The 20,729-nt window shown below is 65.2% G+C and carries 23 protein-coding genes and 1 other RNA gene; 5 read left to right on the forward strand and 19 right to left on the reverse strand.

Annotation, left to right across the window (positions count from 1 at the left end):
* Window positions 1–316 (forward strand): hypothetical protein (locus ITX31_RS05775; protein ID WP_194782537.1); only part of this gene is annotated, 316 nt, incomplete at its 5' end.
* 11 nt (window positions 317–327) lie between these two features.
* Here ITX31_RS05775 and ITX31_RS05780 read toward each other — a convergent pair.
* The gene (locus ITX31_RS05780) at window positions 328–1,023 is read right to left on the reverse strand and encodes a uracil-DNA glycosylase (RefSeq protein ID WP_228529084.1); all 696 of its coding nucleotides are present in this window, start codon (window positions 1,021–1,023) and stop codon (window positions 328–330) included.
* A 388-nt stretch (window positions 1,024–1,411) separates the two neighbouring features.
* Between ITX31_RS05780 and ITX31_RS05785 the strand changes: the two genes are divergently transcribed.
* The 3 genes from ITX31_RS05785 to ITX31_RS05795 are packed head-to-tail and all read left to right on the forward strand — an operon-like array spanning window position 1,412 to window position 4,256.
* On the forward strand, window positions 1,412–1,780 hold the full coding sequence (locus ITX31_RS05785; RefSeq protein ID WP_194782538.1) for a DUF6507 family protein: 369 nt from the start codon (window positions 1,412–1,414) through the stop codon (window positions 1,778–1,780).
* The gene (locus tag ITX31_RS05790; protein WP_228529085.1) at window positions 1,777–3,678 is read left to right on the forward strand and encodes a hypothetical protein; all 1,902 of its coding nucleotides are present in this window, start codon (window positions 1,777–1,779) and stop codon (window positions 3,676–3,678) included. Before ITX31_RS05785 ends, ITX31_RS05790 begins: the two co-directional genes overlap by 4 nt.
* Window positions 3,675–4,256, forward strand: a complete 582-nt coding sequence (locus ITX31_RS05795; RefSeq protein ID WP_194782540.1) for a hypothetical protein — start codon at window positions 3,675–3,677, stop codon at window positions 4,254–4,256. The genes ITX31_RS05790 and ITX31_RS05795 overlap by 4 nt, the downstream gene beginning before the upstream one ends.
* 283 nt (window positions 4,257–4,539) lie before the next feature.
* Here the strand turns inward: ITX31_RS05795 and ITX31_RS05800 are convergent, their stop codons facing one another.
* The 18 genes from ITX31_RS05800 to prfB all read right to left on the reverse strand — a co-directional run bounded on the left by ITX31_RS05800 (window position 4,540) and on the right by prfB (window position 20,255).
* Window positions 4,540–5,076, reverse strand: a complete 537-nt coding sequence (locus tag ITX31_RS05800) for a hypothetical protein (RefSeq protein ID WP_228529086.1) — start codon at window positions 5,074–5,076, stop codon at window positions 4,540–4,542.
* An 8-nt stretch (window positions 5,077–5,084) separates the two neighbouring features.
* A complete protein-coding gene (locus ITX31_RS05805) occupies window positions 5,085–5,312 on the reverse strand; it encodes a helix-turn-helix transcriptional regulator (RefSeq protein ID WP_194782542.1) in 228 nt (75 codons plus the stop codon).
* Between the two features lie 149 nt (window positions 5,313–5,461).
* Window positions 5,462–5,831, reverse strand: a transfer-messenger RNA (tmRNA) gene (gene ssrA / locus ITX31_RS05810).
* Between the two features lie 68 nt (window positions 5,832–5,899).
* Window positions 5,900–6,259, reverse strand: a complete 360-nt coding sequence (locus tag ITX31_RS05815; protein ID WP_194782543.1) for a hypothetical protein — start codon at window positions 6,257–6,259, stop codon at window positions 5,900–5,902.
* Window positions 6,259–6,732, reverse strand: coding sequence for an SsrA-binding protein SmpB (smpB, locus tag ITX31_RS05820; protein ID WP_091603310.1), 474 nt, complete (start codon window positions 6,730–6,732; stop codon window positions 6,259–6,261). Before smpB ends, ITX31_RS05815 begins: the two co-directional genes overlap by 1 nt.
* A gap of 84 nt (window positions 6,733–6,816) precedes the next feature.
* Complete coding sequence (locus tag ITX31_RS16055; RefSeq protein ID WP_323745593.1) at window positions 6,817–8,247, reverse strand: peptidoglycan DD-metalloendopeptidase family protein; 1,431 nt, start codon at window positions 8,245–8,247, stop codon at window positions 6,817–6,819.
* Window positions 8,248–8,301: 54 nt separating this feature from the next.
* A complete protein-coding gene (ftsX, locus tag ITX31_RS05830; RefSeq protein ID WP_194782544.1) occupies window positions 8,302–9,213 on the reverse strand; it encodes a permease-like cell division protein FtsX in 912 nt (303 codons plus the stop codon).
* The gene (ftsE, locus tag ITX31_RS05835) at window positions 9,210–10,085 is read right to left on the reverse strand and encodes a cell division ATP-binding protein FtsE (protein ID WP_194782545.1); all 876 of its coding nucleotides are present in this window, start codon (window positions 10,083–10,085) and stop codon (window positions 9,210–9,212) included. The genes ftsX and ftsE overlap by 4 nt, the downstream gene beginning before the upstream one ends.
* Window positions 10,086–10,282: 197 nt before the next feature.
* Window positions 10,283–11,200 (reverse strand): alpha/beta hydrolase, encoded by a 918-nt coding sequence (locus ITX31_RS05840; RefSeq protein WP_194782546.1) that lies wholly within the window; start codon window positions 11,198–11,200, stop codon window positions 10,283–10,285.
* Window positions 11,197–11,964, reverse strand: a complete 768-nt coding sequence (locus ITX31_RS05845; RefSeq protein ID WP_194782547.1) for a 3-hydroxybutyrate dehydrogenase — start codon at window positions 11,962–11,964, stop codon at window positions 11,197–11,199. The genes ITX31_RS05840 and ITX31_RS05845 overlap by 4 nt, the downstream gene beginning before the upstream one ends.
* Window positions 11,961–12,596 carry a TetR/AcrR family transcriptional regulator gene (locus tag ITX31_RS05850; RefSeq protein WP_194782548.1) on the reverse strand — a complete coding sequence of 212 codons (636 nt, stop codon included), beginning with the start codon at window positions 12,594–12,596 and terminating at the stop codon, window positions 11,961–11,963. Before ITX31_RS05850 ends, ITX31_RS05845 begins: the two co-directional genes overlap by 4 nt.
* Window positions 12,593–14,152 (reverse strand): class I adenylate-forming enzyme family protein, encoded by a 1,560-nt coding sequence (locus ITX31_RS05855; RefSeq protein ID WP_194782549.1) that lies wholly within the window; start codon window positions 14,150–14,152, stop codon window positions 12,593–12,595. The genes ITX31_RS05850 and ITX31_RS05855 overlap by 4 nt, the downstream gene beginning before the upstream one ends.
* Window positions 14,149–15,282: a branched-chain amino acid ABC transporter permease gene (locus tag ITX31_RS05860; protein WP_194782550.1), complete on the reverse strand. Its 1,134-nt coding sequence runs from the start codon at window positions 15,280–15,282 to the stop codon at window positions 14,149–14,151. Before ITX31_RS05860 ends, ITX31_RS05855 begins: the two co-directional genes overlap by 4 nt.
* The gene (locus ITX31_RS05865) at window positions 15,279–16,157 is read right to left on the reverse strand and encodes a branched-chain amino acid ABC transporter permease (protein ID WP_194782551.1); all 879 of its coding nucleotides are present in this window, start codon (window positions 16,155–16,157) and stop codon (window positions 15,279–15,281) included. Before ITX31_RS05865 ends, ITX31_RS05860 begins: the two co-directional genes overlap by 4 nt.
* A gap of 3 nt (window positions 16,158–16,160) precedes the next feature.
* Window positions 16,161–16,925, reverse strand: a complete 765-nt coding sequence (locus ITX31_RS05870) for an ABC transporter ATP-binding protein (RefSeq protein WP_194782552.1) — start codon at window positions 16,923–16,925, stop codon at window positions 16,161–16,163.
* Window positions 16,925–17,683: an ABC transporter ATP-binding protein gene (locus ITX31_RS05875; protein WP_194782553.1), complete on the reverse strand. Its 759-nt coding sequence runs from the start codon at window positions 17,681–17,683 to the stop codon at window positions 16,925–16,927. Before ITX31_RS05875 ends, ITX31_RS05870 begins: the two co-directional genes overlap by 1 nt.
* Before the next feature lie 12 nt (window positions 17,684–17,695).
* Window positions 17,696–18,898 (reverse strand): substrate-binding domain-containing protein, encoded by a 1,203-nt coding sequence (locus ITX31_RS05880; protein ID WP_194782554.1) that lies wholly within the window; start codon window positions 18,896–18,898, stop codon window positions 17,696–17,698.
* Window positions 18,899–19,136: 238 nt separating this feature from the next.
* Window positions 19,137–20,255, reverse strand: coding sequence for a peptide chain release factor 2 (gene prfB, locus ITX31_RS05885; RefSeq protein ID WP_194782555.1), 1,119 nt, complete (start codon window positions 20,253–20,255; stop codon window positions 19,137–19,139).
* A 157-nt stretch (window positions 20,256–20,412) separates the two neighbouring features.
* Between prfB and ITX31_RS05890 the strand changes: the two genes are divergently transcribed.
* Window positions 20,413–20,709, forward strand: a complete 297-nt coding sequence (locus tag ITX31_RS05890) for a hypothetical protein (protein ID WP_194782556.1) — start codon at window positions 20,413–20,415, stop codon at window positions 20,707–20,709.
* The last annotated feature ends 20 nt before the right edge of the window (window positions 20,710–20,729 follow it).

Raw genomic sequence — 20,729 nt, forward strand, 5'->3', positions numbered from 1 at the left:
GCACGGAATCCCGGCGCGGCTGGAACAGGCCGAGCTGAATGAACTCGACGCCAATCCCCCGGCCTGGCTGGCACAATCGCGGGCCAACCGTACGGGCAAGCGGCCCGTCTGGGTCCAGCTGGAGTGCACGGTCTGCGGCTCCCGTGAAACGGCCCGCCCCAAGAAGTGGTGGCCGGACTTCAGCTTCGTCGCCTGCGGCGGCCACAGTGCCGAGGAGCTGCCGGAGGTGCCCGCAGGCAGCGTCCGCAGTGAATATGAGGGTGTTGGCTCCCGCTTCACCGGAATCGTCGATGTTCCGGTGGACGGATCGAACTAGGCTTTCGGTTTTTAGCGGCCGGTCGCGGCCAGGCCGGTGCGGGCCATCGCGTCCTTATAGACAATCCGCATTTCAGCCAGTGATTCCTGCTGGCGTTCCTCGGTGGCACCGAAGGAACGGCCCTCCGCCGAACGTGCCTTGTAGACCTTCAGGCTGCGCCGGTAGATCATCCGGTTTTCAGTCTTCAGGAAAGCAGCGGCCAGCCGCTGGGCCTCTGTACCGTGCGCAACGATCACCGACGCACGCGGCACGAGCGCCAGGAAACGCAGCAGCGGCTTCAGGCCCTCCGCGACTTCTTCCTTCGTGAGCTTCGTGTGGGGCTCTCCCGGGGTGTACCAGGGGTGGACGTTCCACGGCATCACGTATTTCGGCTGCAGTCCCACCTGCCAGTGAACGCCCAGGAGGCGGGTGATCGCCTCATCACTGCCTGCGGTGATGAAGCCTGACGGGTGCGCAGGACCATTGTTCGAGAACAGGCTGACAATCCGGGCTTCGTCCACGTCATGCTGCGGGTCGGCGTACGGAACTTCGCTGCCGGGCTTGAAGTCGGCCAGGGTGTCGCACAGCTGGTTCACTTCTGCGACATTTGGTTCATAGCGGCGCTCGAACAGGGAAGGGATGCTTGAGTCAGCGGGTGTTCCTGCGGGGCTTTCCGTGCGGGTCTCAACGGAGGTTTCTGCAAACGTTTCAGCGGGGGCGGACTGCATGGGGTGGCGCTTCTCCTACGGTATTGCGTGTCTTCCCGCCGCGGGGCGTGGGGGCACATCACAGTGCTCCGGGTTCGCATAAGGCGCGCAAAGTTCGGAGCAGCAGGTCAGTGGTGGGTGCGGTGGAAAGGGGCGCTCCGCGCCGGAAACCGGATACTGCGTGGGCAGCGCGGCGGGCGGAGGGCTTCCTGCAAGCTTACCAAGGGCTGGCCGGGGCCGGAGCCAGGGAGCTGGGCCGGACGGCACCCAAGGCGTCCGTTCGGCAGGAATCGGCAGGCGCCCCGGGGGCCCGGACGGGTTAGACATGGGTAGTTCTGCCCATCGACTCTGGCCGGAAGATGTAGCAGAGTCTGCAATAACGATGATGTCGATCATCTCCAGGGGGAACATGCAGTACGAGATCCAGCCGGGTGTCATCCACGCTGCCATCGTAGATATCGCCGCGGATGGCCAGGCCCTGCTTGCCGCCGGAACGGATGCGGGGACCAGTGCTGACCAGCTCGCCGGCAGTTTTGGCTCAGCCGAGGTTGTCGCCGGGGCGTTTTCCCGGTTCTGGGAGCCTCGGCGGGACGTCGCCCGGAACATCTCCAGCCTGGTCTTCCGCAAAACCACGGCTTTGGCGGACGCAGCTGCGGCATTCGTGGAGGCCGATGGGCAAATGAGTGCTGCCGCGCAGTCAGCGCTCACGAAGCTGCCCACCGAGTACTCCCCGGTGTCCCCTCCGCAGACGGGCAGACTGCGTTTCCTGGAGCAATGATGCCCGGCGCCGCTCTCCCCGATATCAGCGGGAACTGGACCAGCCTCGATACGGCCGCCGAAGACCTGCGGGTGCGGGCCCGGGTAGCGGAGAGCTACCTAACCGATGCCGCGAATGCCTGGAACCGGGTGATTCCGGCGTACCGGGAGCCCGGAACCCAGGACCTGGTGCATACAGCCATGGATTCACTCGCCGCTCCCATGGCTGCCTGGCGTTCCGCTCTCGTTACAGCTGCCGGCATCATCCAGGACTTCGCTGCAGCCGCCGGCATCTTGGGCAGCGAATACCGCACACTGGAGGCTGAACGGCCGTCATCAGACCCAGCTGAAGACGATCCCTCTGCCCAGCGTGCCCTGGACGATTTCAATTCCCGTGCCAGGGACCTGACCCAGAAGTGGAATAGCCTCCAGCAGGAGACTGCTGCCCGGCTGGCCGCGATATCCGGGGGCACCGGAGAGGGAATCCCCATGCTGGCCCCATCCGGCGGACCCGTGCTGCCGGAAGTGGACTGGGCGGCCCTGACTGTCACCCTCGATCACCGCTTGGGTGCGGTAACCTCCGCGCAGCTCTTCGAGTCACTGCGGGGCCTGGACACCGCCGAGCTGCAGGCCTGGACCGCAGCGAACCCGGAGGCCGCTGCCTTGCTGGCTGCAAACAGGCTGACCGGGCCCTTCCCCGAGGAAAGCCCGGAAGCAACCATGTCCACCCTGCTGCAGGACAGCCTCTCTCCCGAGGGGATTGCTGCCATCCGCACCGCATGGCTGCAGCTGCCGGCGGCAGACCGGGAGAAACTCCTGCTGCTGTACCCTGCCGTGTTCGGGTCCCTCAACGGCGTGCCGTTTGCTTCCCGGGTCCATGCGAACACCATCACTGTGGCCGGTTCCCGGCAGGCGGTCAAACAGGAACTCGCCACGCTGGAGGAGCCGAAACTCACGGACTACGGCTACGACCGCGCCGCAGCGACCCAGTGGCACCATGACCACACGGCTTGGGAAGCCGAGCAGGACAGCCTGCAAAGGCTGCTTAAGGGGCTGGATTACGCGGTTGCTCAAGGCACCCAGGTGGTCATGGTCAGCACCGAAGGGGACGGCCGCATCGTCACGATGCAGGGAACGCCCTCGGACACCGTCACCAGGAGTGCCGTCCTTGTTCCGGGCACCGGCGCCGACCTCGGTTCACTCGCAGGCTATCTGGATCGGCTCGATGCCGTAGAGGGGAAACCCGAGCCGCAGAAGGTTTCCTTTTACTGGCAGGGCACCGATCTTCCCAACGAGCTGCACCACAACCTCACTGCCAGTTACAACGAGAACGGCGGGCCCCTGCTTGCTGCTTTCGACCACGCCCTGGACTTGGAAGTTCCGCAGGATACGCGCAGCACCTACATTGGCTACAGTGCCGGAGGCTCACTGCTCGGGACCGCAGAGCGGGAGGGACTGACGGCGTCGAACATCCTGTATGTCGCCCCGGCAGGCACCGGACACGAAGTGTCCAGTCCCGGCGACACAGCCAGCCCGAACTCCAACCGGTACTGGATTCAGACCAGGGACGATCCGATCTCAGTGGCGCAGATAGGAGGCGGCGGCTTCCACAGCGGGTCGTTCTGGAGCGGCGGCAACCCTCATACCCAGATGGGTGCCGTGCGGCTTGAATCCGGTTTTGTGGATCCAAAGAAACCGGATTCCCTCATGCGCGGGCACACGGATTATTTTGCCGAGGGCTCAACCTCCGCGGCCAACATTCAGTCGGTGATCAACGGAAACCGTGTGAGCCTGTACGTTGAAGACGAGTTCCACTACGGATTTGGCTACGCCTATTCGGAGAGTCCCATTGAAGAACGACCGGAAGACTACGCCAATATGAAGCTGCAGACCGTGACCACGGAGAGTCTTGAGAAGTGACGCCACGACGTTCGGCTGCCGCAATGGCCGGGGCCATGATCCTTGCTGTATCCCTTGGAGGCTGTGCCTTGAACACCGAAACACCCCCTGATTCTGGCGCTGCGCAGGAGTCACCGGACTATCTCACCGAGTTCGAGGAGCTGCTGCCTGCTCTGGTGGAGCGGGCCGGGGCCGGCCTCCAGGTCGAGGACCTGCGGGAGGAATCCTGCCTGCGCCCGGAAATTGAGGAACAGCAGCTCGAGACCAGATGGCTCGGCAAGGCATCGAGCCCCGTAGCTGATACCGAAACAGCCAACGCCGTCTTGGACCGCGTAGGAGCGTGGCTTGACGAGGAAGGCTGGGAGCGCCAGAACGAGGTGTCCTATCCGCCCGAAGAAGGCGGCGACGTGCGGGTCCTCATGTATCTCAAGGACGACATCGGGGTCACGGCTACCTATAGCCAAAGCGAGCGTGCGTGGGTGGAAATCCTGCTGACGTCCAGCTGCCGTGAGAACCCGCCGGAGCACCGTATGGTCAGGTCCGAGCTGGATCCTGATTACGGTCTCTCCAGCCAGTATTACGACGACGGAGCCTCCTAGGCCAGGTGCCCGCAGTGCCCTTTTGAGTCGGGGTACGCATGCGCGGAGGTCTATCTGGTTGCCGCTGCCCCGCCGCCGAAAGTGCAAAAGTGATCCGCATCCGATCGATCCGACGGGGACACGACGTAGCTGCATACCCATAGCGCGCTATGTGAGCCCGCGGTGCGCACGTATCGAAGTTCGTCAGCTCCACCCCGCCGGCTCGTCGTCCAGAGCCCAAAGATGATTTCTCACGCGTTCGGTCCAGCGCCTCACCGGAAGGAACCGGCCGGGCTGACGCCCGTCAGCCTTTGCGACCAGGCCTCCCGCCGTTAGCACGCCGGTAGCCGGATATCCCACCGGCTACGGCGGCAGCACCGCCAATCATGCCGCCGACGACGGCACCCTGCGCCATGCCTCCAACGAACCCTTCCCCGGGCGTCAGAGTGAACCGCAGCGGATTGATCAGCGGATGTCCCGTGAACACGGCATAAGCCATGGCCGCGAACACGAGGACCATGCCAATTCCGAAGACGACGATGCCCACCATCGTGAACCTGGCTCCGGCATTGTCCGCGAGCTGCCGCGGATTCACGCCGTGCCGCCGGGCGTACCAAACCGCAGCGAGGGAAGGAACCACGCCCGTCAGCACCAATAGTGCTGTTGGAAGCAGGAAAAGACCAAAGCCTGCCGCGATGACGGCTCCCAGAAGCCCTGAATATAGTCCTACGGTCAAGCCGAATGCATTGGACTCCATAAAAACGGAGCGCTCGCGTTCATCGCCGTAGGCGGGGCTTTCCCAGTCCATGATTTTCTCGGCGGCCCGGTCGAGCCTACTCACCCTGCGTGTCATTTCCTGTCTCCCGCCTCGTCGATGAACAGTTCTTCGACAGTCCCGTCCAGGGCCCGGGCTATCCTCAGGGCAAGATAAACCGACGGAGCATAATCGCCCTGTTCGACGGCGATAATCGTCTGCCGGCTCACTCCCACCAGTTCGGACAGCTCGGCCTGCGTCAGGCGCTTCTGCTTCCGGCGGTCCCGCACCGGACTCGCAAAATCAGCCTTTCGAGGAACCATGCTGCAATGTTAGGAATCTTTGACATTAAATGTCAAGGATTCCAAACATGCGGCTCCATATAGCTCGGCTCGTCAGTGCCGACGGGCACAACCGAACGTAGCCGGAACACAAAAAGCACCCCGGCCCGAAGGCCGAGGTGCTTTGTGGTTCGTGGAGATGGGGGGAATTGAACCCCCGTCCGATGTCGTGTTGTCAGGGCTTCTCCGGGCGCAGTCCACGTCGGATTTTCTCGGCCCCAGCCATCATGTGAACAAGTGGCTGATCCGGGCCCAGCCGTCTAAAAGTCCCGAGCACTCCAACGGCAAGAGTACTCAGCAGTGGCCCTCTAAATGACGCCAGGATACGGGACGAGAGCATTCCCGGTCTGACGGACTATGCCCGCTGCTTAGGCAGCGAGAGCGAAGTCAGTGCGCTTAGAATCGGCACTTATTGGTTTGCAGAGAGCGTTTACGAGATAACTCTGCATCCTCGGCCCGCTTCACCTGTCGCGACTAACATCGTCGAAACCTGTCATCCCCGTATTCAGTTACCAAACTGATGTGTCCGCACCGCAACCGGCCGGACCGTTAACTATAACGCATCTGCGCTAGAACGTCAGGCCGAACACCGTGACCGGCGCACCCCAGAGCACGAGCACCAGCACTGAGAGCAGCACGAACAGCACTGAAAGGATCGCCAAGGCAGTCATGCCGGCGTACTTACGGCGGAATGCCCAGCCGAACAGTACGGCATTCGCAGCCAGCAGCACAGGCGAAACCCACACCAGCAGCTGTGCCAGGTAGACGTAGAAAACTACGAAGAACGGCACCACGACCAGGATGACCACTGGAACAACCGCAGCCACAATCAGCAGGTCGATTCCAGCGACAACCCAGGCCCAGAGCGGCTTCCGGGCCTGTTCCGGGGCGTCCTCCTCGGGCTGCGCCTCCCAGAACGTTCCGCTCACTACGCTCCCCGGTTCTTGGCCCGCATCTCTCGCAGGGCCTCGCGGTTATCCTGTTTCTCCCGCAGGGTCTGCCGCTTGTCGTAGTCCCGCTTACCACGGGCGACGGCGATTTCAACCTTGGCACGTCCGTCCAGGAAGTACAGCTGCAGAGGCACGATCGTGAAGCCTGACTCGCGGATCTTCTGCGAGATCTTGTCCAGCTGCTCGCGGTGCAGCAGCAGCTTCCGCCGGCGGCGGGCGGAGTGGTTGGTCCAGCTGCCGTTCAGGTACTCGGGAATGTAGACAGCCTCAAGCCACAGTTCATCGTTATAGAACGTTGCGAACCCGTCCACCAGGGACGCACGGCCCTCACGCAGTGACTTGACCTCGGTACCCATCAGAACCATCCCGGCCTCATAGGTGTCTAGGATCTCGTAGTTGTGCCGGGCCTTGCGGTTGGTGGCCACGACTTTTCGGCCACTTTCTTTGGGCACGGTTCAACTCTCCTTCATTGCTTGTTCCGAGTGGCATGTTTCGCTCCCGCCGGATGGGCGGAGGCGAAATACCCATTCTAGGCCCTAGAGCAGTCCCGTGGGATTTACCAGCTGCCCGTTGAGCATAGTCTCGAAGTGCAGGTGGCAGCCCGTCGAGTTGCCGGTGGTGCCCACGTAGCCGATCAGCTGCCCGGCGTTGACCCACTGCCCTGCAGAAACCGTCCGGCTGCTCAGGTGATAGTAATTCGTTGCCAGGGCGCTTGTACCGATCACGCCGTGGTTCAGCACGATCCTGTTGCCGGTCCCGATCATCTCTCCGCCGCCGGTATCCGAGCGCCAGACCTCTCCAGCTGCAGCCGCGTACACCGGAGTGCCGCACTGGGCGCCGAAGTCGATGCCGGAGTGCAGGTACCCGCCGGTTCCGGAGAAATCGATGGTTCCTGCGGGCGTTGCACGCCAGCCGAAGCCCGAAGTCAGGGGCGCGCTGACAGGATAGCGCAGGCCGAAGGCTGACGGGTTGGTTGGCTGGACGGTCTGTGGAGGTGGAGCAGGCTGGTTGTTTTGTGCGGCTTCGGCTGCAGCGCGCCGGTTCGCTTCGGCGATCCTGGCTTCCTCGGCGCGGCGTGCCTCTTCGAGCAGGATGCGCTGGCGTTCGGCGATTTCGGCCTGGACGGCAGCCTGCTCGGACTGGATGGACGCGAGCTTCGCCTGGACGACGGGCTTCTTGGCTTCGAGTTCACCGTTCAGCGCCTCTGCGCTGGCGATGAGACCGTCAACTTTTTCCTTCTCCGCGGCCGCTTCATCGCGGGCCGCCTGCTCCGCACGCAGTGCCTCTTCGGCCTGCGCCTTGAGCGAGGAGATCTCCTCTTCAACAGCGGTAAGCCGCGCCTCGGAGTTCACGTTGGTCGCGGCCTGCTGGGAGAGGCGTTCAACCGCAGCATTCTGTCCGCGCAGCGCCTGGCCGGCCATGCCCATTGAATCGGTGAGGCTGTCAGCACCGTTGGCCCCAAACATCAGGCTGAGACTGGAGGGCACTCCCCCGCTTTTGTAGGCCTGGCTGGCAATCTGCCCGATCACTTTCTGGGTTTCATCCAGGGCCCTGCGGTCCTCCTGGATCTGGGCAGCAATCTTGTTGCGGCTTTCCTGTGCCAGGGCAACCCGGTCAGTAAGCGCCCCGACCTTGGCCGAGGCGGTGGTCACCCTGCCTTCGGCATCAGCCAGCACGGACTGCGCGGCGGGCAGCTCTTCGTTCTGGTAGATGTTCAGCCGGGCCACGGTCTCGGCAATATCCGCATCAAGGTACTCGTACTCTGCCTGGACCCGCTGCTGCTCAGCCTCCAGTGCATTCTTGCGGTCGTTCAGCTCATCAGCGCGGGCGGGAGTGAGGACGGCGGCGAGGGAAAGTACCACTGCCAGGAGCATCGCTGCCCCTGCCGCGGCGGTTTTCCGGGCAGCATCCAGCCGCGCAGCAGGTACTGCTGCGCCCCTCGGCTGGAAGCCACGGTTGTCATTCATTGGCGAGACCATACATGTAGCGTTTCTGCTTTCATTTCGACCAGAGCCCACACTCTAAACCTTGATATAGCGTCTAAGCGTCAGCAGCGAGGAGACCCCCGCCAGTAATGTACCCAGAATCAGGAGCACCGGGCTCAAAAGTAGCACCTCACGTGCGGAAATGAAGGCAGTAGCCGGGTATTGGCGGGCCAGCATGCCGATGAAGAAGTGGGCGACGGCCCAGAGGGTACCGGAAGCCAGGACAGCACCGACCAGCGCCGCAATCACGCCCTCGAGGACAAACGGCAGCTGGATCACCGCCTTGGAAGCGCCAACCAGGCGCATAATGCCGGTTTCCCGGCGCCGGCTGAATGCGGACAGGCGGATGGTGGTGGCGATCAGCAGGATGGCGCACACCAGCATCAGCACGGCCACGATCAGCGCCACCAGCGACGCAATGTTCATGAAGGAGAAAACCTTCTCCAGGAGTTCACGCTGGTCACTGACTGACTCCACGCCCGGCATCGAGGAGAACGCCTCATTGATGACCTCGTACTTTTCCGGATCCACCAGGGAAACGCGGAACGTTTCCGGCAGCTGGTCCGCGGTAACGCTGTCAACGATCGGAGAATTGGCGAACTGTTCCCGGAAATGGCCCAGGGCTGTTTCCTGGTCTTCGAAATGCACGGTGTCGATGTACTGCTCGAACTCCGCAGAGTTCAGTTTCGCCTCGATAGCCCCGCGCTGCTCGTCAGTGACGGCGCCTGAGGCGCAGGACGGTGAAACGTCATTGTCCACGCAGAGGAAGACCGCTACCTGCACGCGGTCGTACCAGTAGCCCTTCATCTGGTTGATCTGCAGCTGCAGCAGACCGGCGGCGCCCACGAAGGTGAGGGATACGAAGGTTACCAGGATGACGGATACCACCATGGACAGGTTGCGCCGAATCCCCGAGCCGATTTCGCCCAGGACAAAAGCCATCCTCATTCGGAGATCTCCGATCCGGCCGTGCTGTTCTGTTTCGCGCTGTTCCGGTTCGCGGCCTCGGAGGTGCCTGCCGACTCGGGGCGGCTGGGAGTGGAGGCCGGTGCGGCGGCCGATGCGGCGCCGTCGGACGCAGGCTCCTTCTCGCTGCCGGCATCCGTACCTGCCGCCGGCACTACCGGCTGCATCGCCGTCGCCAGGTAAATGCCCTCGCGTTCGTCACGGACAATCTTGCCGTTGCGAAGTTCGATGACGCGCTTGCGCATCGCGTTGACGATGTCGTGGTCGTGCGTTGCCATGACGACTGTCGTGCCGTTCTGGTTGATCCGGTCCAGGACCTTCATGATGCCCAGTGATGTAGTGGGATCGAGGTTGCCGGTGGGTTCATCAGCGAGCAGGATCCCGGGCCGGTTCACGATGGCACGGGCGATGGCAACGCGCTGCTGCTCGCCGCCGGAGAGTTCGTGCGGAAGCCGGTTGTCCTTGCCTTCCAGGCCAACCGTTTTCAGGACCTCCGGAACCGAGTCTCGAATGACGGCCCGCGAGCGGCCAATGACCTGCATGGCGAAGGCAACGTTGGCAAAGACGGTCTTGTTGGGCAGCAGGCGGAAGTCCTGAAACACGACGCCGATGCCGCGGCGCAGGCGCGGCACGCGCCAGCTGGGAATCTTGGCTACGTTGGAGCCGGCCACATACACGGTTCCCCGCGTCGCATGCTCTTCCTTGAGCACCAGCCGGATAAGCGTCGATTTGCCCGACCCGGAGGCGCCCACCAAAAAGACGAACTCTCCGCGGTCCACGTCCAGGCTGACCGAACTCAGGGCAGGCCTGGAGTTCCGGTCGTAGACCTTGGTGACGTTGTCGAAAGTGATCATTGCTGTTTCATGCCCTTACGTAACAGCCGGTACGGCAAGGGCCTTTGGCCTTGGGAGCAGGGAACCGGCCTTTCGACTATAGCCAGCGGATCCTGCTGCCGGGCAGACCGGGAGGTGGTGTGTCGCCGGGAGCCTGCGCCCCGGCGACGGCGGAAAAATCGGTCAGCCCGCCGGCCCCGGTCAGCCCGCCGGCCCGGTCAGCCCGCCGGCGGCTCTCCTGCCGGCAGCCGCCGGGACACCACCTCGCCGGCGAGCACTGCCGCAACGGCAGAGGCACCGGGATCATCCATGACAACCGTGTAGTGGTTCGTGCCGGGTACGTCGCTGATCTGCAGCTGCGGCAGCTTTCCCTGCCAGGAACTGATGTAGTCCGGTGAATACAGCCCGGGTTCCTCGTCCATGAGCCCGCGCGGGGCTCGGAGCAGCCGTACCGGATGGTCCAGCTCCTTCAGCGCCTGGAGGAGGGCCGTGCCGCGGTGCAGCTCCGCGGTGTCCTCAGTGAGCGCCTGGACGGAAGTGGCAGCGCGGAACCCGCTGCCGTGCGGCTGCAGGTCATAAGCGAGATAGTCCCGCAGCAGGTCATTCCAACGCCCGGCGAACGCAGGGTGCGGGGCCCAAAACTGCTCGTAGTCCGCCAGGGACCCGAACACCTGCTCCAGCCGTTCGGCGGCGGGACCCAGCACGGCCTGGATGACCTGCTCGTCGCTTAGCCCGGCCGGCACGTCCAGCGGCAGGCCGCCGTCGACCAGTACCAGCGACTCCACCAGGTGCGGGTGGCGGTTTGCCAGCACCAGGGCCGCGAACGCCCCCATTGAATGGCCGGCGACGACGGCGCGGGGCACCGCCAGTGCCGTCAGCACCGCGGCCAGGTCATCGGCATGCACCGGCATCCCGTACGGGCCCGGCAGGGTGTTGCTGCGTCCCCGGCCGCGCAGGTCCGGGGCGATCACGCGCATGCCAGGCAGCGAGTCAGCCACCATGGTCCAGGTGCGGTGCGAAGCAGTGACGCCGTGGATGGCCAGGATTGCCGGTGCTTCCGGGTCGTTCGGCCCCCAGATGCCCGTGTGCAGGGTGCCGCCGCGAACGGGAACCGCGGCGGTGGTGTAAGTGCTCATCGCGCGCTCCACCCGCCGTCCATGGTGTAGGACGCGCCGGTGACCATTCCCGCGCCCGGTCCGGCGAGCCAGGCTGCCAGGGACGCGACTTCCTCCGGCTCCACCAGCCGCTTCACGGCAGACTCCGTGAGCATTATCGACGCGACCACTTCCGCTTCGGGAATCGCGTTGATCCGGGCCTGGTCGGCGATCTGCGCCTCGACCAGGGCGGTGCGCACATAGGCGGGGTTGATGCAGTTGGACGTGACGCCGTGTTCGCCGCCCTCCAATGCAGTGACCTTGCTGAGTCCTTCAAGTGCATGCTTGGCGCTGACGTAGGCGCTCTTGAAAGCGGAGGCCCGCAGCCCGTGAACGGAAGAGATGTTGATGATTCGGCCGAATCCGCGCTCATACATCGCCGGCAGCGCCGCCCGGATCAGCAGGAAGGGCGATTCGACCATCAGGCGGTGGATCAGACGGAACGTTTCGGGATCGAAGTCCTGGATGGGGTTGATTCGCTGGATGCCGGCGTTGTTGACCAGGATGTCGGTGTCCAGAGCCAGGTCTTCGAGCGCCCTGGTGTCGCTGAGATCCACCTCCCATGCCGTTCCACCGGTGGCATCAGCCACGCGCTCTGCCGCTTCCCTGTTGACGTCCGCAACGGTGACCTTTGCGCCCAGGGCCGCGAAGGTTCGCGCGCAGGCCTCCCCGATTCCGGAGCCTCCCCCGGTGACCAGCGCCGTCCTGCCCTCCAGGCCCGCCGAAAGAACTGCTTCAGTGCTCATGCTCCGCCTCCGTCTGACGGCGCCTCAGGCGCCATGCCTCGTTCGATAAACCGCATCATTTCCTCGAATTCCGCTTCCGGGATTTCGGGGGCCGGGCCGCCTCCGGTCCGGTCGGCGTGCCAGAGCACCCAGCGCATGCCGAGCATCTCGCCGATACCCATGAGTGCCCACGCCACCGTGTCCACGTCCATCGGGCGGATCTCCCCGGCGTCGCGCGCTGCCTTGAGGCCCTCCACGTAGCCGTGAACGATCCGCGTGTAGTGCATGCGCAGGGCGCCGGGGGAAACGAACTCCGCCTGCCTGATGATCCGGTAGAGCGCCGGATGTTCGGCCGTGAACCGGAAGAAGGCCCGGAATCCGGCGCGTTCGGCCTCGATCCGGTTTCCCCCGGCTTTCGCCGCCTCTGTCATTGCCTGGCGGACACGGCGGTTCAGGTCCTCCACCACTTCGTCGAAGATGGCCTGCTTGCCCTCGAAGTAGAGGTAGAAGGTGCCCAGCCCGATCCCTGCCTGTTCGGTGATCTTGACGATCGAAGCGTCGTGGTACCCCACCGATGCGAAGACCTGTTCGGCGGCTTCGAGCAGCCGGGCCCGGGTCCTGGTACCTCGTGCTGTCCTGGGTGTGGTGCTCATGCGGTGTCCTGCCGGTCGGGGGTTGCGGGTTGGAGCTTGCCGGCGCTGGGCAGCCGGGAGCGGGCTACCTTGTGCAGCGAGGTACGCGGCAGGGTATCCACGAATTCGACGCGCGAGGGCACCTTGTACCGGGCGAGCCGGACCCCGCAATGCTCCAGGATGTCCCGGGCGTCCGGGGCCGTGCCGGGACGGCGCACCACGTAGGCAACGCCGGTTTCGCCCCAGCGCGGGTCCGGTTCGCCGGCGACGGCCGCCTCGGCCACCGCCGGATGCTCCAGCAGGGCTGCTTCCACTTCTGCCGGGGAGACGTTTTCCCCGCCGGAAATGTAGATGTCCTTGAGTCGATCGATCACCCGCAGGTACCCGCCGGCGTCGCGCTCCACCAGGTCCCCGGTGCGCAGCCAGCCTTCTGCCAGGGCGACGGCCGTGGCCTGCGGATTGCGGAAGTAGCCGGAGAAGACTCCGGGCCCGGAGACCAGCAGCTCCCCCGTGCACGGACCGTCCAGGTGTTCCCCGGTTGCCGGATCCGCGACGGCGACGTCCACGTGCGGATACGGCTTGCCTGCCATGCCGACGCGGGCCCCGGCTTCCTCCTCCGGAAGGCACAGCACGTTCGGACCGGCTTCGCTGAGGCCGTAGCCCTGTGCCAGGGCGACACCGCGCGAATGCCAGGTCCGCAGCAGCGGCGCCGGCATGGGCGCTCCGCCAACGACGGCGCGGCCCAGGCTGGAGAGGTCCGTGCGTTCGAAGCGCGGATGGGAGGCGAGCATCAGGTAATGCGCGGGAACGCCCATCATGGTGGTGACCTTCCGGTCCTCGATCAGCGCCAGTACCCGGCCGGCGTCGAAAGTGCGTTCAAGCACCACGGTGGCACCGGTCCACCAGGCCAGCAGCGGCTGGATGTTCCAGCCTCCGGCGTGGAACTGCGGGAGGACCGCCAGCACCACGTCCCTGCTGCCGATCTCTGCAGTACGGGAAAGCGAGAGGTTGGTCCAGAAGCAGTTCGCATGGCTGAGCACCACGGCTTTGGGTTCCGCTTCGGTGCCGGAGGTGAACACCATGAGCAGCGGGTCATCGTCCAGGACGGTGTCTCCGCTGCGGCCGGGTTCCTCCAGCAGCCGCAGCGGAGCGGGCGGCCCGGACTCAACGCCGGTGCGGCCCAGGGCGGCCGACGGCGGCGGTACGGGCAGCCGGGCCGCTGCCTCCATCGCTACGGCGGAGAACTCCTCCTCCACCAGCAGAAGTGCCGGGTCTGCGAGGGCGATCTGGCCGGCGAGTTCACGTGCCGGGAGCCGCCAGGACAGCGGAACCAGGACCAGCCCGGCCTTGGCGCAGGCGAAGAAGGCAACCACGTGGTCAGCGCTGTTGCCGGTGACCGTGGCGATGCGGTCCCCCCGCCGGTAGCCGGCGTCCCTGAGCGCCCCGGCCAGGGCTGTCGATCTGGCCTCCAGGTCCCGGTAACTCAGGCATACACCGCGGTCGTCTATCGCCGTGCGGTCCGGGGTGGCCAGTGCGCGGTCAGCCGTCCAGCGGCCCAGGGTGTGCAGGGAACTCATCCGGCTTCCTCCAGGATCTGCTGTGGCCGGCGCGTGGCTTCGCGGCTGCGCAGCCGTGCTGCGGCCCCGGCCAGTCCGCCCGGCAGGAACAGCACTACCAGGATGAACAGCGTACCGAGAATGAACATGGGCTCGGAGAGCGGGATCTGCAGGATCCGCGGCAGCCCGTCGATGGCGTCGGAGTTGGCGAGCGCTGTGAGTCGCTGGTCCAGCAGGGTGTAGACCACCCCTCCCAGCACGGCTCCCCAGCGTGAGCCGACACCGCCCAGAACCACCATGACCAGCAGGGTGATCGTGAAGTCGGAGGACACCGCCCGCGGCACCGCACCGGACTGCAGCAGCAGGTAGGTCATGCCGACCACTCCGGCCAGGGTGCCTGCGACGACGAAGATCAGCAGCTTGGCCAGGTAGGGCTGCAGGCCCAGCACCCGGACCCGCATTTCGTTCTCCCGCACGGCCGCTGCGACGTGACCGGCACGGCTGCGCTGGATCCAGGCCGTCACCAGGAACACCGCTACGAGGGCGGCGAGCGCCAGCCAGTATAGGTTGCGGGTATTCGTTACCCCTACCAGGAAGGCCGGCACGTGCTCCGTGGCGAGGCTCAGTCCTTCTTCTCCGCCGGTGGCGCCTTCCGGGTTCCGCCGCACCATGACGGATCCAGCCTGGGCGAACGCCAAGGTCACCATGGCAAACGGTATGCCGGTGACCCGGAGCGCGACGGCGCCGGTCAGGTTGGCCAGCACGATCACCACCACGAGGGTCAGCGCCATGGCCGGCAGCAGCGGCAGGCCGGTGCGGTCCAGGATGATCGCCAGGCCGTAGACGCCGGCACCGAAGTACAGTGCGTGCCCGAAGGACAGCATGCCGGCTACACCGAGCAGCAGGTGGTAGGTCAGCGCTGCGGCCGCCATCAGCATGCACAGCGCCATGAGCTGCAGGGACCCCGGTGTGTAGGTGGGCCCGGGCAGCAGTCCCGGCAGCGAGAGGTTGAACAGCGGCAGCACGGCAAGCGCCAGCACTCCGGCGGCGCCGGCTGCCCAGGCGGCCGGCCGCCGTCGTCGTCGTGCCTTGCCTGCCTGCTGCGCCGGAGGCGGGGTCTTGGTGTCCTCCCGGACCTGGGACGCGCTCATGCCGTTACCGCCTTTCCCATCAGTCCCGCGGGCCGGGCCAGCAGGACCGCGGCGAGGAGCAGGACCACCACGAAGTCGCCCACGCCCCAGTAGAAGTTTGCGAACTGCTGCAGGATCCCTACAGCTACGGAGGCCAGTGCTGCGCCGGTGAGCGACCCGAGGCCGCCGATTACCGTGACGATGAACGCGAAGATCAGCAGCGAACCGCCCAGCAGGGGTGACACATAGCCGAAGTAGTGGCTGGCCAGCACGCCGCCCATGCCCGCTGCCGCCCCGCCGATCGTGAAGACCAGGGTGAAGGCTTTGCGGACATCGATGCCGAGGGCCGTGACCATGGACCGGTTTTCGACGCCTGCCCGGATGATCATGCCGTACCGGCTCTTCTTCAGGAACAGCAGCAGCCCGCCGAGGACCAGCGCGGCGGCCAGGATTGCCACGAACCGGTCGTTGGGGATCCGGGCGCCGAAGATGTCCGTGGTTTCCTTCAGCCAGGACGGGCCGGTGATGAAGGACGGGTCCGTTCCCCAGATTCCCTCGAACAGGGCCACCGAGGCCAGGGACAGGCCCACGGTCACGAGCACCTGCTCGATGTGGCGCTGGTACAGCGGCCTAATGAGGATCCGCTCAGTCAGCGCAGCGAACACGGCACCGGTGGCGGCGCCGACGGCAAGCGATATCAGGAAGACGCCCCAGCCGCCCGCGCCAAGTGCCTGCGCCGCCTGCCAGCCGATGAACGCGCCAAGGGTCAGGAAGGAGCCGTGGGCGAAGTTCAGCACGCCCATCAGTCCGTAGATCAGGGACAGGCCCGAGGCGACCAGGAAATAGAGTGCCCCCAGGCCAAGGCCGGTGACGGTGAGCAGGATGATGGTGCTCATGCCTCAGGCTCCCTTCGGTGCGGCGGTGCCGGCGGGGTTCGGGTTCTCAGCTGAGGCGCCCGTGTGCACGCCGAGCAACCGGTGGTTGAGATCCGTGTCATCGAGGAAATCCCCGGCGTTCATGCCTGTCAGCGCCACTTTTCCACCGGAGAGAACGGTGACGGTGGCAGCGAGCTGCCGCACGACCGTCAGGTTTTGTTCGACCAGCAGGATCGGAACCGTCCGGGCGGCTTCAGCGAGAGCCTCGGCGACTTCCTGCACGATCTTCGGTGCCAGGCCCTTGGTCGGCTCATCCACCAAAAGCACCTTATTGGTGTTCAGCAGGGCACGGGCCAGCGAGACCATTTGCTGCTGGCCGCCACTGAGCGTTCCGGCCATCTGGGCGGAGCGCTTCACCAGGTCCGGGAACAGGTCCTCCACCAGCTGCCGCCTGGGGTGTTCGTCCCGCTCGGCCAGGCGGAGGTTTTCGGCGACGGTGAGCCGGGAGAAAACCTCACGGTCTTCGGGTACGTAGCCCACCCCGCGGGCGATGATCCGGTGCGTCTCGGCGCCGTCGATGCGCTCGCCGTCGAGCTCCACATGTCCGGTGCGGGGAATGAGTCCGATGATGGCCTTGATGGTGCTGGTTTTGCCCACACCGTTGCGGCCGAGCAGCCCGGTGACCCCGGAGGCCGGAACCTCGAAGCTGACGTCCTCGACGACCTGCTGCCCGCCAATTGAAGCGGAAAGATGGTGCACCCGCAGGATGGGCGCGGTATTGGTGTTCATCAGACGGGTTCTCCCAGGTAGGCGCTCTGGACCAGCGGGTTGGCCATGACTGCTTCGGGGGAATCGACGGCCAGCAGGGAACCGTGGTGCATCACTGCAACGCGGTCCACCAGCCCCAGGACCACTTCCATGTGGTGTTCCACCATCAGCACGGTGCGCCCGGAGTCCCGGTGCATGCGGCGGATAACCTCGGAGAGTCCGGCAACGTCACCGGATCCGACGCCGGCCATTGGCTCATCAAGCAGGATCACCGCAGGATCCGCGGCCAGCAGCATTGCGATTTCGACCTTGCGCTTGTCCCCGTGGGACAGTCCGCCGGCACCCGCCCCGGCCTTGGCCTCAAGTACCACTTCCGCGATGCAGCCGGCCGCGATCCGGGTGGCTTCGTCGCTGCTGCGCGGGAAGCGCAGCAGCGAGAGGCTGCCGCCCAGTTTGGCCTGGGCGGCCAGCCGCACGTTTTCGAGGACGCTCAGCTGCGGGAAGAGGCTGGACGTCTGGAACGTCCGTCCCAGTCCAGCCGCCGCCCGCCGGTGCACGGCCAGCCGCCCGACGTCGTTCTCCGAAACCGCCACGGTGCCCTCGGTGGGGCGGAGGAGTCCGGATATGACGTTGAACAGGGTTGTCTTGCCGGCTCCGTTCGGTCCGATCACGCCGAGCATTTCGCCGCGCCGGACGCTCAGGTTCACGTCGTCAAGGATCCGGGCCCCGCCAATGCTGAGCCCGACGCCGGCGAGTTCCAGCGCGATGGGTGCGTCCATGGGGTCCACGGCCTACTTCGCGGCTTCCGGCGGCGCCACGGAGTCCGCGGCAACCGTTTCGACAAGCGTGGGGACCCACGTCCCGCCCTGGTCATTGAGCGTGACCTGGTACATGTCCTGCAGCAGGGCGTGGTCAGAGGCGCGGACCGTGGTGGTTCCCTTAGGCCCCTCGAAGCTCCAGCCCTCGAGTGCGGAGACCATCGCGTCGACGTCACTGCCGCCTTCGCGGACGGCCTGGACAATCATCTGCCCGGCGACGAAGCCGTCGGGTGTGAACAGGTCCGGCTTCTTTCCGGCTGCTTCCACCGACTCGATCATCGCCTTCTCCACCTCGTTGTTCCCGGCGCCCGGGAAGTAGTGGTTGAGGAAGGAGATCTTGGTGCCGGCAGCACCGTATGCTCCGAAGGTGGCTGCGTCGCCGAGACCGGTGACGATCGGGGCGGCCTCGAAGGCGCCCTGCTGGTCCAGCGCCTGCCACATTGAACCCGACGTGGCGCCGGCCCAGGCAACGAAGGCCATGTCCGGTGCTGCGTCGATGAGCTGGCGGGCGAAGGGAGTGAACTCGGTGGCGTCCTCGGGCACCAGGATGCTGGAGACTTCGGCGCCTTCCGCGCCGAGGACTGCCTCGACGGCGGCGAGGTTGCCCTGGCCGAACGCGTTGTCCTGGGCGAAGACCACTACTTTCTTGCCGGAAAGGTCATCCACGAAAGACCCCGCTGTGGCCACGTCCTGCAGCGACTGCCTGCCGGAGCGGAAGGTGTACTCGTTGATGCCCTGGATGGCGTCCGTTGCCGCTGGACCGGAGATGTAAAGAACCTGGTTCTGCTCGGCCTGTTCGGCCAGCTTGAGCGCAATGCCGGAGACCACGGTTCCGGCGAGGATCTTGTAATCCTGCCCGATGAGGTCCTTGGCGACCGTCACCGCCTTGTCCGGGTCGCCGCCGTCGTCGTGGTAGGTAATGTTCAGCTCGGTGTCCCCCACCTTGCCGGTGCCGTCTGTCGCGTGGTCGATGCCTGCCTGCAGGCCTTCGTAGTAGGCCTCGCCGTAGGCCGCCAGCGGCCCGGTCTTGGAGTAGACGATTCCGACGTCGACGCTCGACGGCGCGTCGCCGCCTTCTGCGGGCGCCGTGCCTGCGTCGGTGGACGGGGCGCAGGCCGACAGCGCCAGCCCTGTGGTCAGGGCCGTGGCGAGGAGGAACTTCGTTGTTGCCTTCACGGTGGTGTGCCTTTCAGTGCGGTGGCTGCAGTGGATGCATGCGGTGCGTTGCTTTGGGTGCCGGGCAGGCCGGAGGTGGAGCGCTAACCTGAAAGGCGATTCAGGTTACGGAAAATGTATGGCACAGATCACATGTGCGTCAATGGCTTATTTCTGAGCACACGAAAAAGCCCGGATCCCTCAGGGGACCCGGGCTTTCGCCGGAGGGTGCTCCGCGGCGCGTCTCGTGAACGACGCGCTAATTACGCGCTGAGACGCTGCCGTTGGCACGCCAGCGGATGCCGGCGTCGATGAAGTCGTCGATTTCGCCGTCGAACACCGCGGAGGTGTTACCTACTTCGTGTTCGGTGCGCAGGTCCTTGACCATCTGGTACGGGTTGAGAACGTAGGAGCGCATCTGGTCGCCCCAGGACGCCTTCACGTCGCCGGCGAACGCCTTCTTCTCGGCGTCTTCCTGTTCCTTCTTCAGCAGCAGGAGCCGGGACTGGAGTACGCGCATTGCAGCCGCCCGGTTCTGCAGCTGGGACTTTTCGTTCTGCATTGAAACCACCGTGCCGGTGGGGATGTGGGTCAGGCGGACGGCGGAGTCCGTGGTGTTCACGGACTGCCCGCCGGGGCCGGAGGAGCGGAAAACGTCCACGCGGATTTCGTTGTCCGGGATGTCGATGTGGTCGGTGGCTTCGATCAGCGGAATCACTTCGACCGCCGCGAAGGAGGTCTGGCGGCGTCCCTGGTTGTCGAACGGGCTGATGCGCACCAGCCGGTGTGTCCCGGCCTCCACTACCAGTGTGCCGAAGGCGTAGGGCGACTTGACCTCGAAGGTTGCGGATTTCAGCCCGGCTTCTTCGGCGTAGGAAGTGTCCAGGACCTGGGTCGGATAGCCATGGCGCTCTGCCCAGCGCAGGTACATGCGCAGCAGCATGTCCGCGAAGTCTGCGGCGTCCACACCGCCTGCTCCGGCACGGATGGTCACTACGGCTTCGCGTTCGTCGTACTCACCGGAGAGCAGGGTCACCACTTCGAGCTCGGAGAGCGCCTTACGCAGCGACTCCAGTTCTCCCGCGGCCTCGGCCTTGCTGTCGGCGTCGGATTCGTCCTGGGCCAGCTCCACCAACACTTCGAGGTCGTCAATGCGGGCTTCCAGCTTCTGGAGCCGCTCCAGGGCGCTCTGCTTGTGCGAAAGCCTGGACGTGATCTTCTGGGCAGCGTCCGGGTCATCCCACAGATTGGGTTCCCCCGCCATCTCGCTGAGTTCAGCGATGTCCTCCTTCATCGCGGCGACGTCTGAGACGTCCTCGATGGAGGCAAACGTAGAGCGGAGGGCGCGGATTTCTGCGGGAAAATCAATTTCAGCCATGGTGATTACAGACTACGCCATGCCCCGGTTTTCCTGCCTTGGCTGTGTCCGGTGGATGACCGAGCCGATCCGTGACGCACCGAAGCTTTGTTCGCCTGGATGTCAGAGCCCGGGAGTACATTGGTGCTCTCCAATCCGGAAAGGAGCTTCCGACTCGATGAATGCTTCCCCCTCCCCTATCCGCCACCCCGAGCGCGGACACAGCTACGGCCGCGACGAGCTCGAAGAGCTGGCCGAACAGGGCGATCCCTGGGCAATTGGCAAGCTGGACGACTGGGACCAGTACGAGGCGGCCGATTACGTTGGATCGCTGCGTGACCGCTGCCCTGACCCGGCCTGCGACCTGTACGGCGAGCGCGTGACCCTTTGCTATGCCGACGACGGCACGTTGCTCGAGGTCGATCACGGCGGTTGGGGCCACTACCCGCCGCAGGAACAGGCGAAGGCTTCCTAGGTTCGTCGGGCGGAGGTTTA

Origin of the sequence: Arthrobacter gandavensis (genome assembly GCF_015355785.1) — a bacterium.
Classification (GTDB): Bacteria; Actinomycetota; Actinomycetes; order Actinomycetales; family Micrococcaceae; genus Arthrobacter_B; species Arthrobacter_B gandavensis_A.

Coding starts and splice junctions, on each gene's coding strand:
- ITX31_RS05780 (WP_228529084.1), bottom strand. CDS start 1,023: ATGCAGTCCGCCCCCGCTGAAACGTTTGCAGAAACCTCCGTTGAGACC.
- ITX31_RS05785 (WP_194782538.1), top strand. CDS start 1,412: ATGCAGTACGAGATCCAGCCGGGTGTCATCCACGCTGCCATCGTAGAT.
- ITX31_RS05790 (WP_228529085.1), top strand. CDS start 1,777: ATGATGCCCGGCGCCGCTCTCCCCGATATCAGCGGGAACTGGACCAGC.
- ITX31_RS05805 (WP_194782542.1), bottom strand. CDS start 5,312: ATGGTTCCTCGAAAGGCTGATTTTGCGAGTCCGGTGCGGGACCGCCGG.
- ITX31_RS16055 (WP_323745593.1), bottom strand. CDS start 8,247: ATGAATGACAACCGTGGCTTCCAGCCGAGGGGCGCAGCAGTACCTGCT.
- ftsX (WP_194782544.1), bottom strand. CDS start 9,213: ATGAGGATGGCTTTTGTCCTGGGCGAAATCGGCTCGGGGATTCGGCGC.
- ftsE (WP_194782545.1), bottom strand. CDS start 10,085: ATGATCACTTTCGACAACGTCACCAAGGTCTACGACCGGAACTCCAGG.
- ITX31_RS05840 (WP_194782546.1), bottom strand. CDS start 11,200: ATGAGCACTTACACCACCGCCGCGGTTCCCGTTCGCGGCGGCACCCTG.
- ITX31_RS05845 (WP_194782547.1), bottom strand. CDS start 11,964: ATGAGCACTGAAGCAGTTCTTTCGGCGGGCCTGGAGGGCAGGACGGCG.
- ITX31_RS05850 (WP_194782548.1), bottom strand. CDS start 12,596: ATGAGCACCACACCCAGGACAGCACGAGGTACCAGGACCCGGGCCCGG.
- ITX31_RS05855 (WP_194782549.1), bottom strand. CDS start 14,152: ATGAGTTCCCTGCACACCCTGGGCCGCTGGACGGCTGACCGCGCACTG.
- ITX31_RS05860 (WP_194782550.1), bottom strand. CDS start 15,282: ATGAGCGCGTCCCAGGTCCGGGAGGACACCAAGACCCCGCCTCCGGCG.
- ITX31_RS05865 (WP_194782551.1), bottom strand. CDS start 16,157: ATGAGCACCATCATCCTGCTCACCGTCACCGGCCTTGGCCTGGGGGCA.
- ITX31_RS05870 (WP_194782552.1), bottom strand. CDS start 16,925: ATGAACACCAATACCGCGCCCATCCTGCGGGTGCACCATCTTTCCGCT.
- ITX31_RS05875 (WP_194782553.1), bottom strand. CDS start 17,683: ATGGACGCACCCATCGCGCTGGAACTCGCCGGCGTCGGGCTCAGCATT.
- prfB (WP_194782555.1), bottom strand. CDS start 20,255: ATGGCTGAAATTGATTTTCCCGCAGAAATCCGCGCCCTCCGCTCTACG.
- ITX31_RS05890 (WP_194782556.1), top strand. CDS start 20,413: ATGAATGCTTCCCCCTCCCCTATCCGCCACCCCGAGCGCGGACACAGC.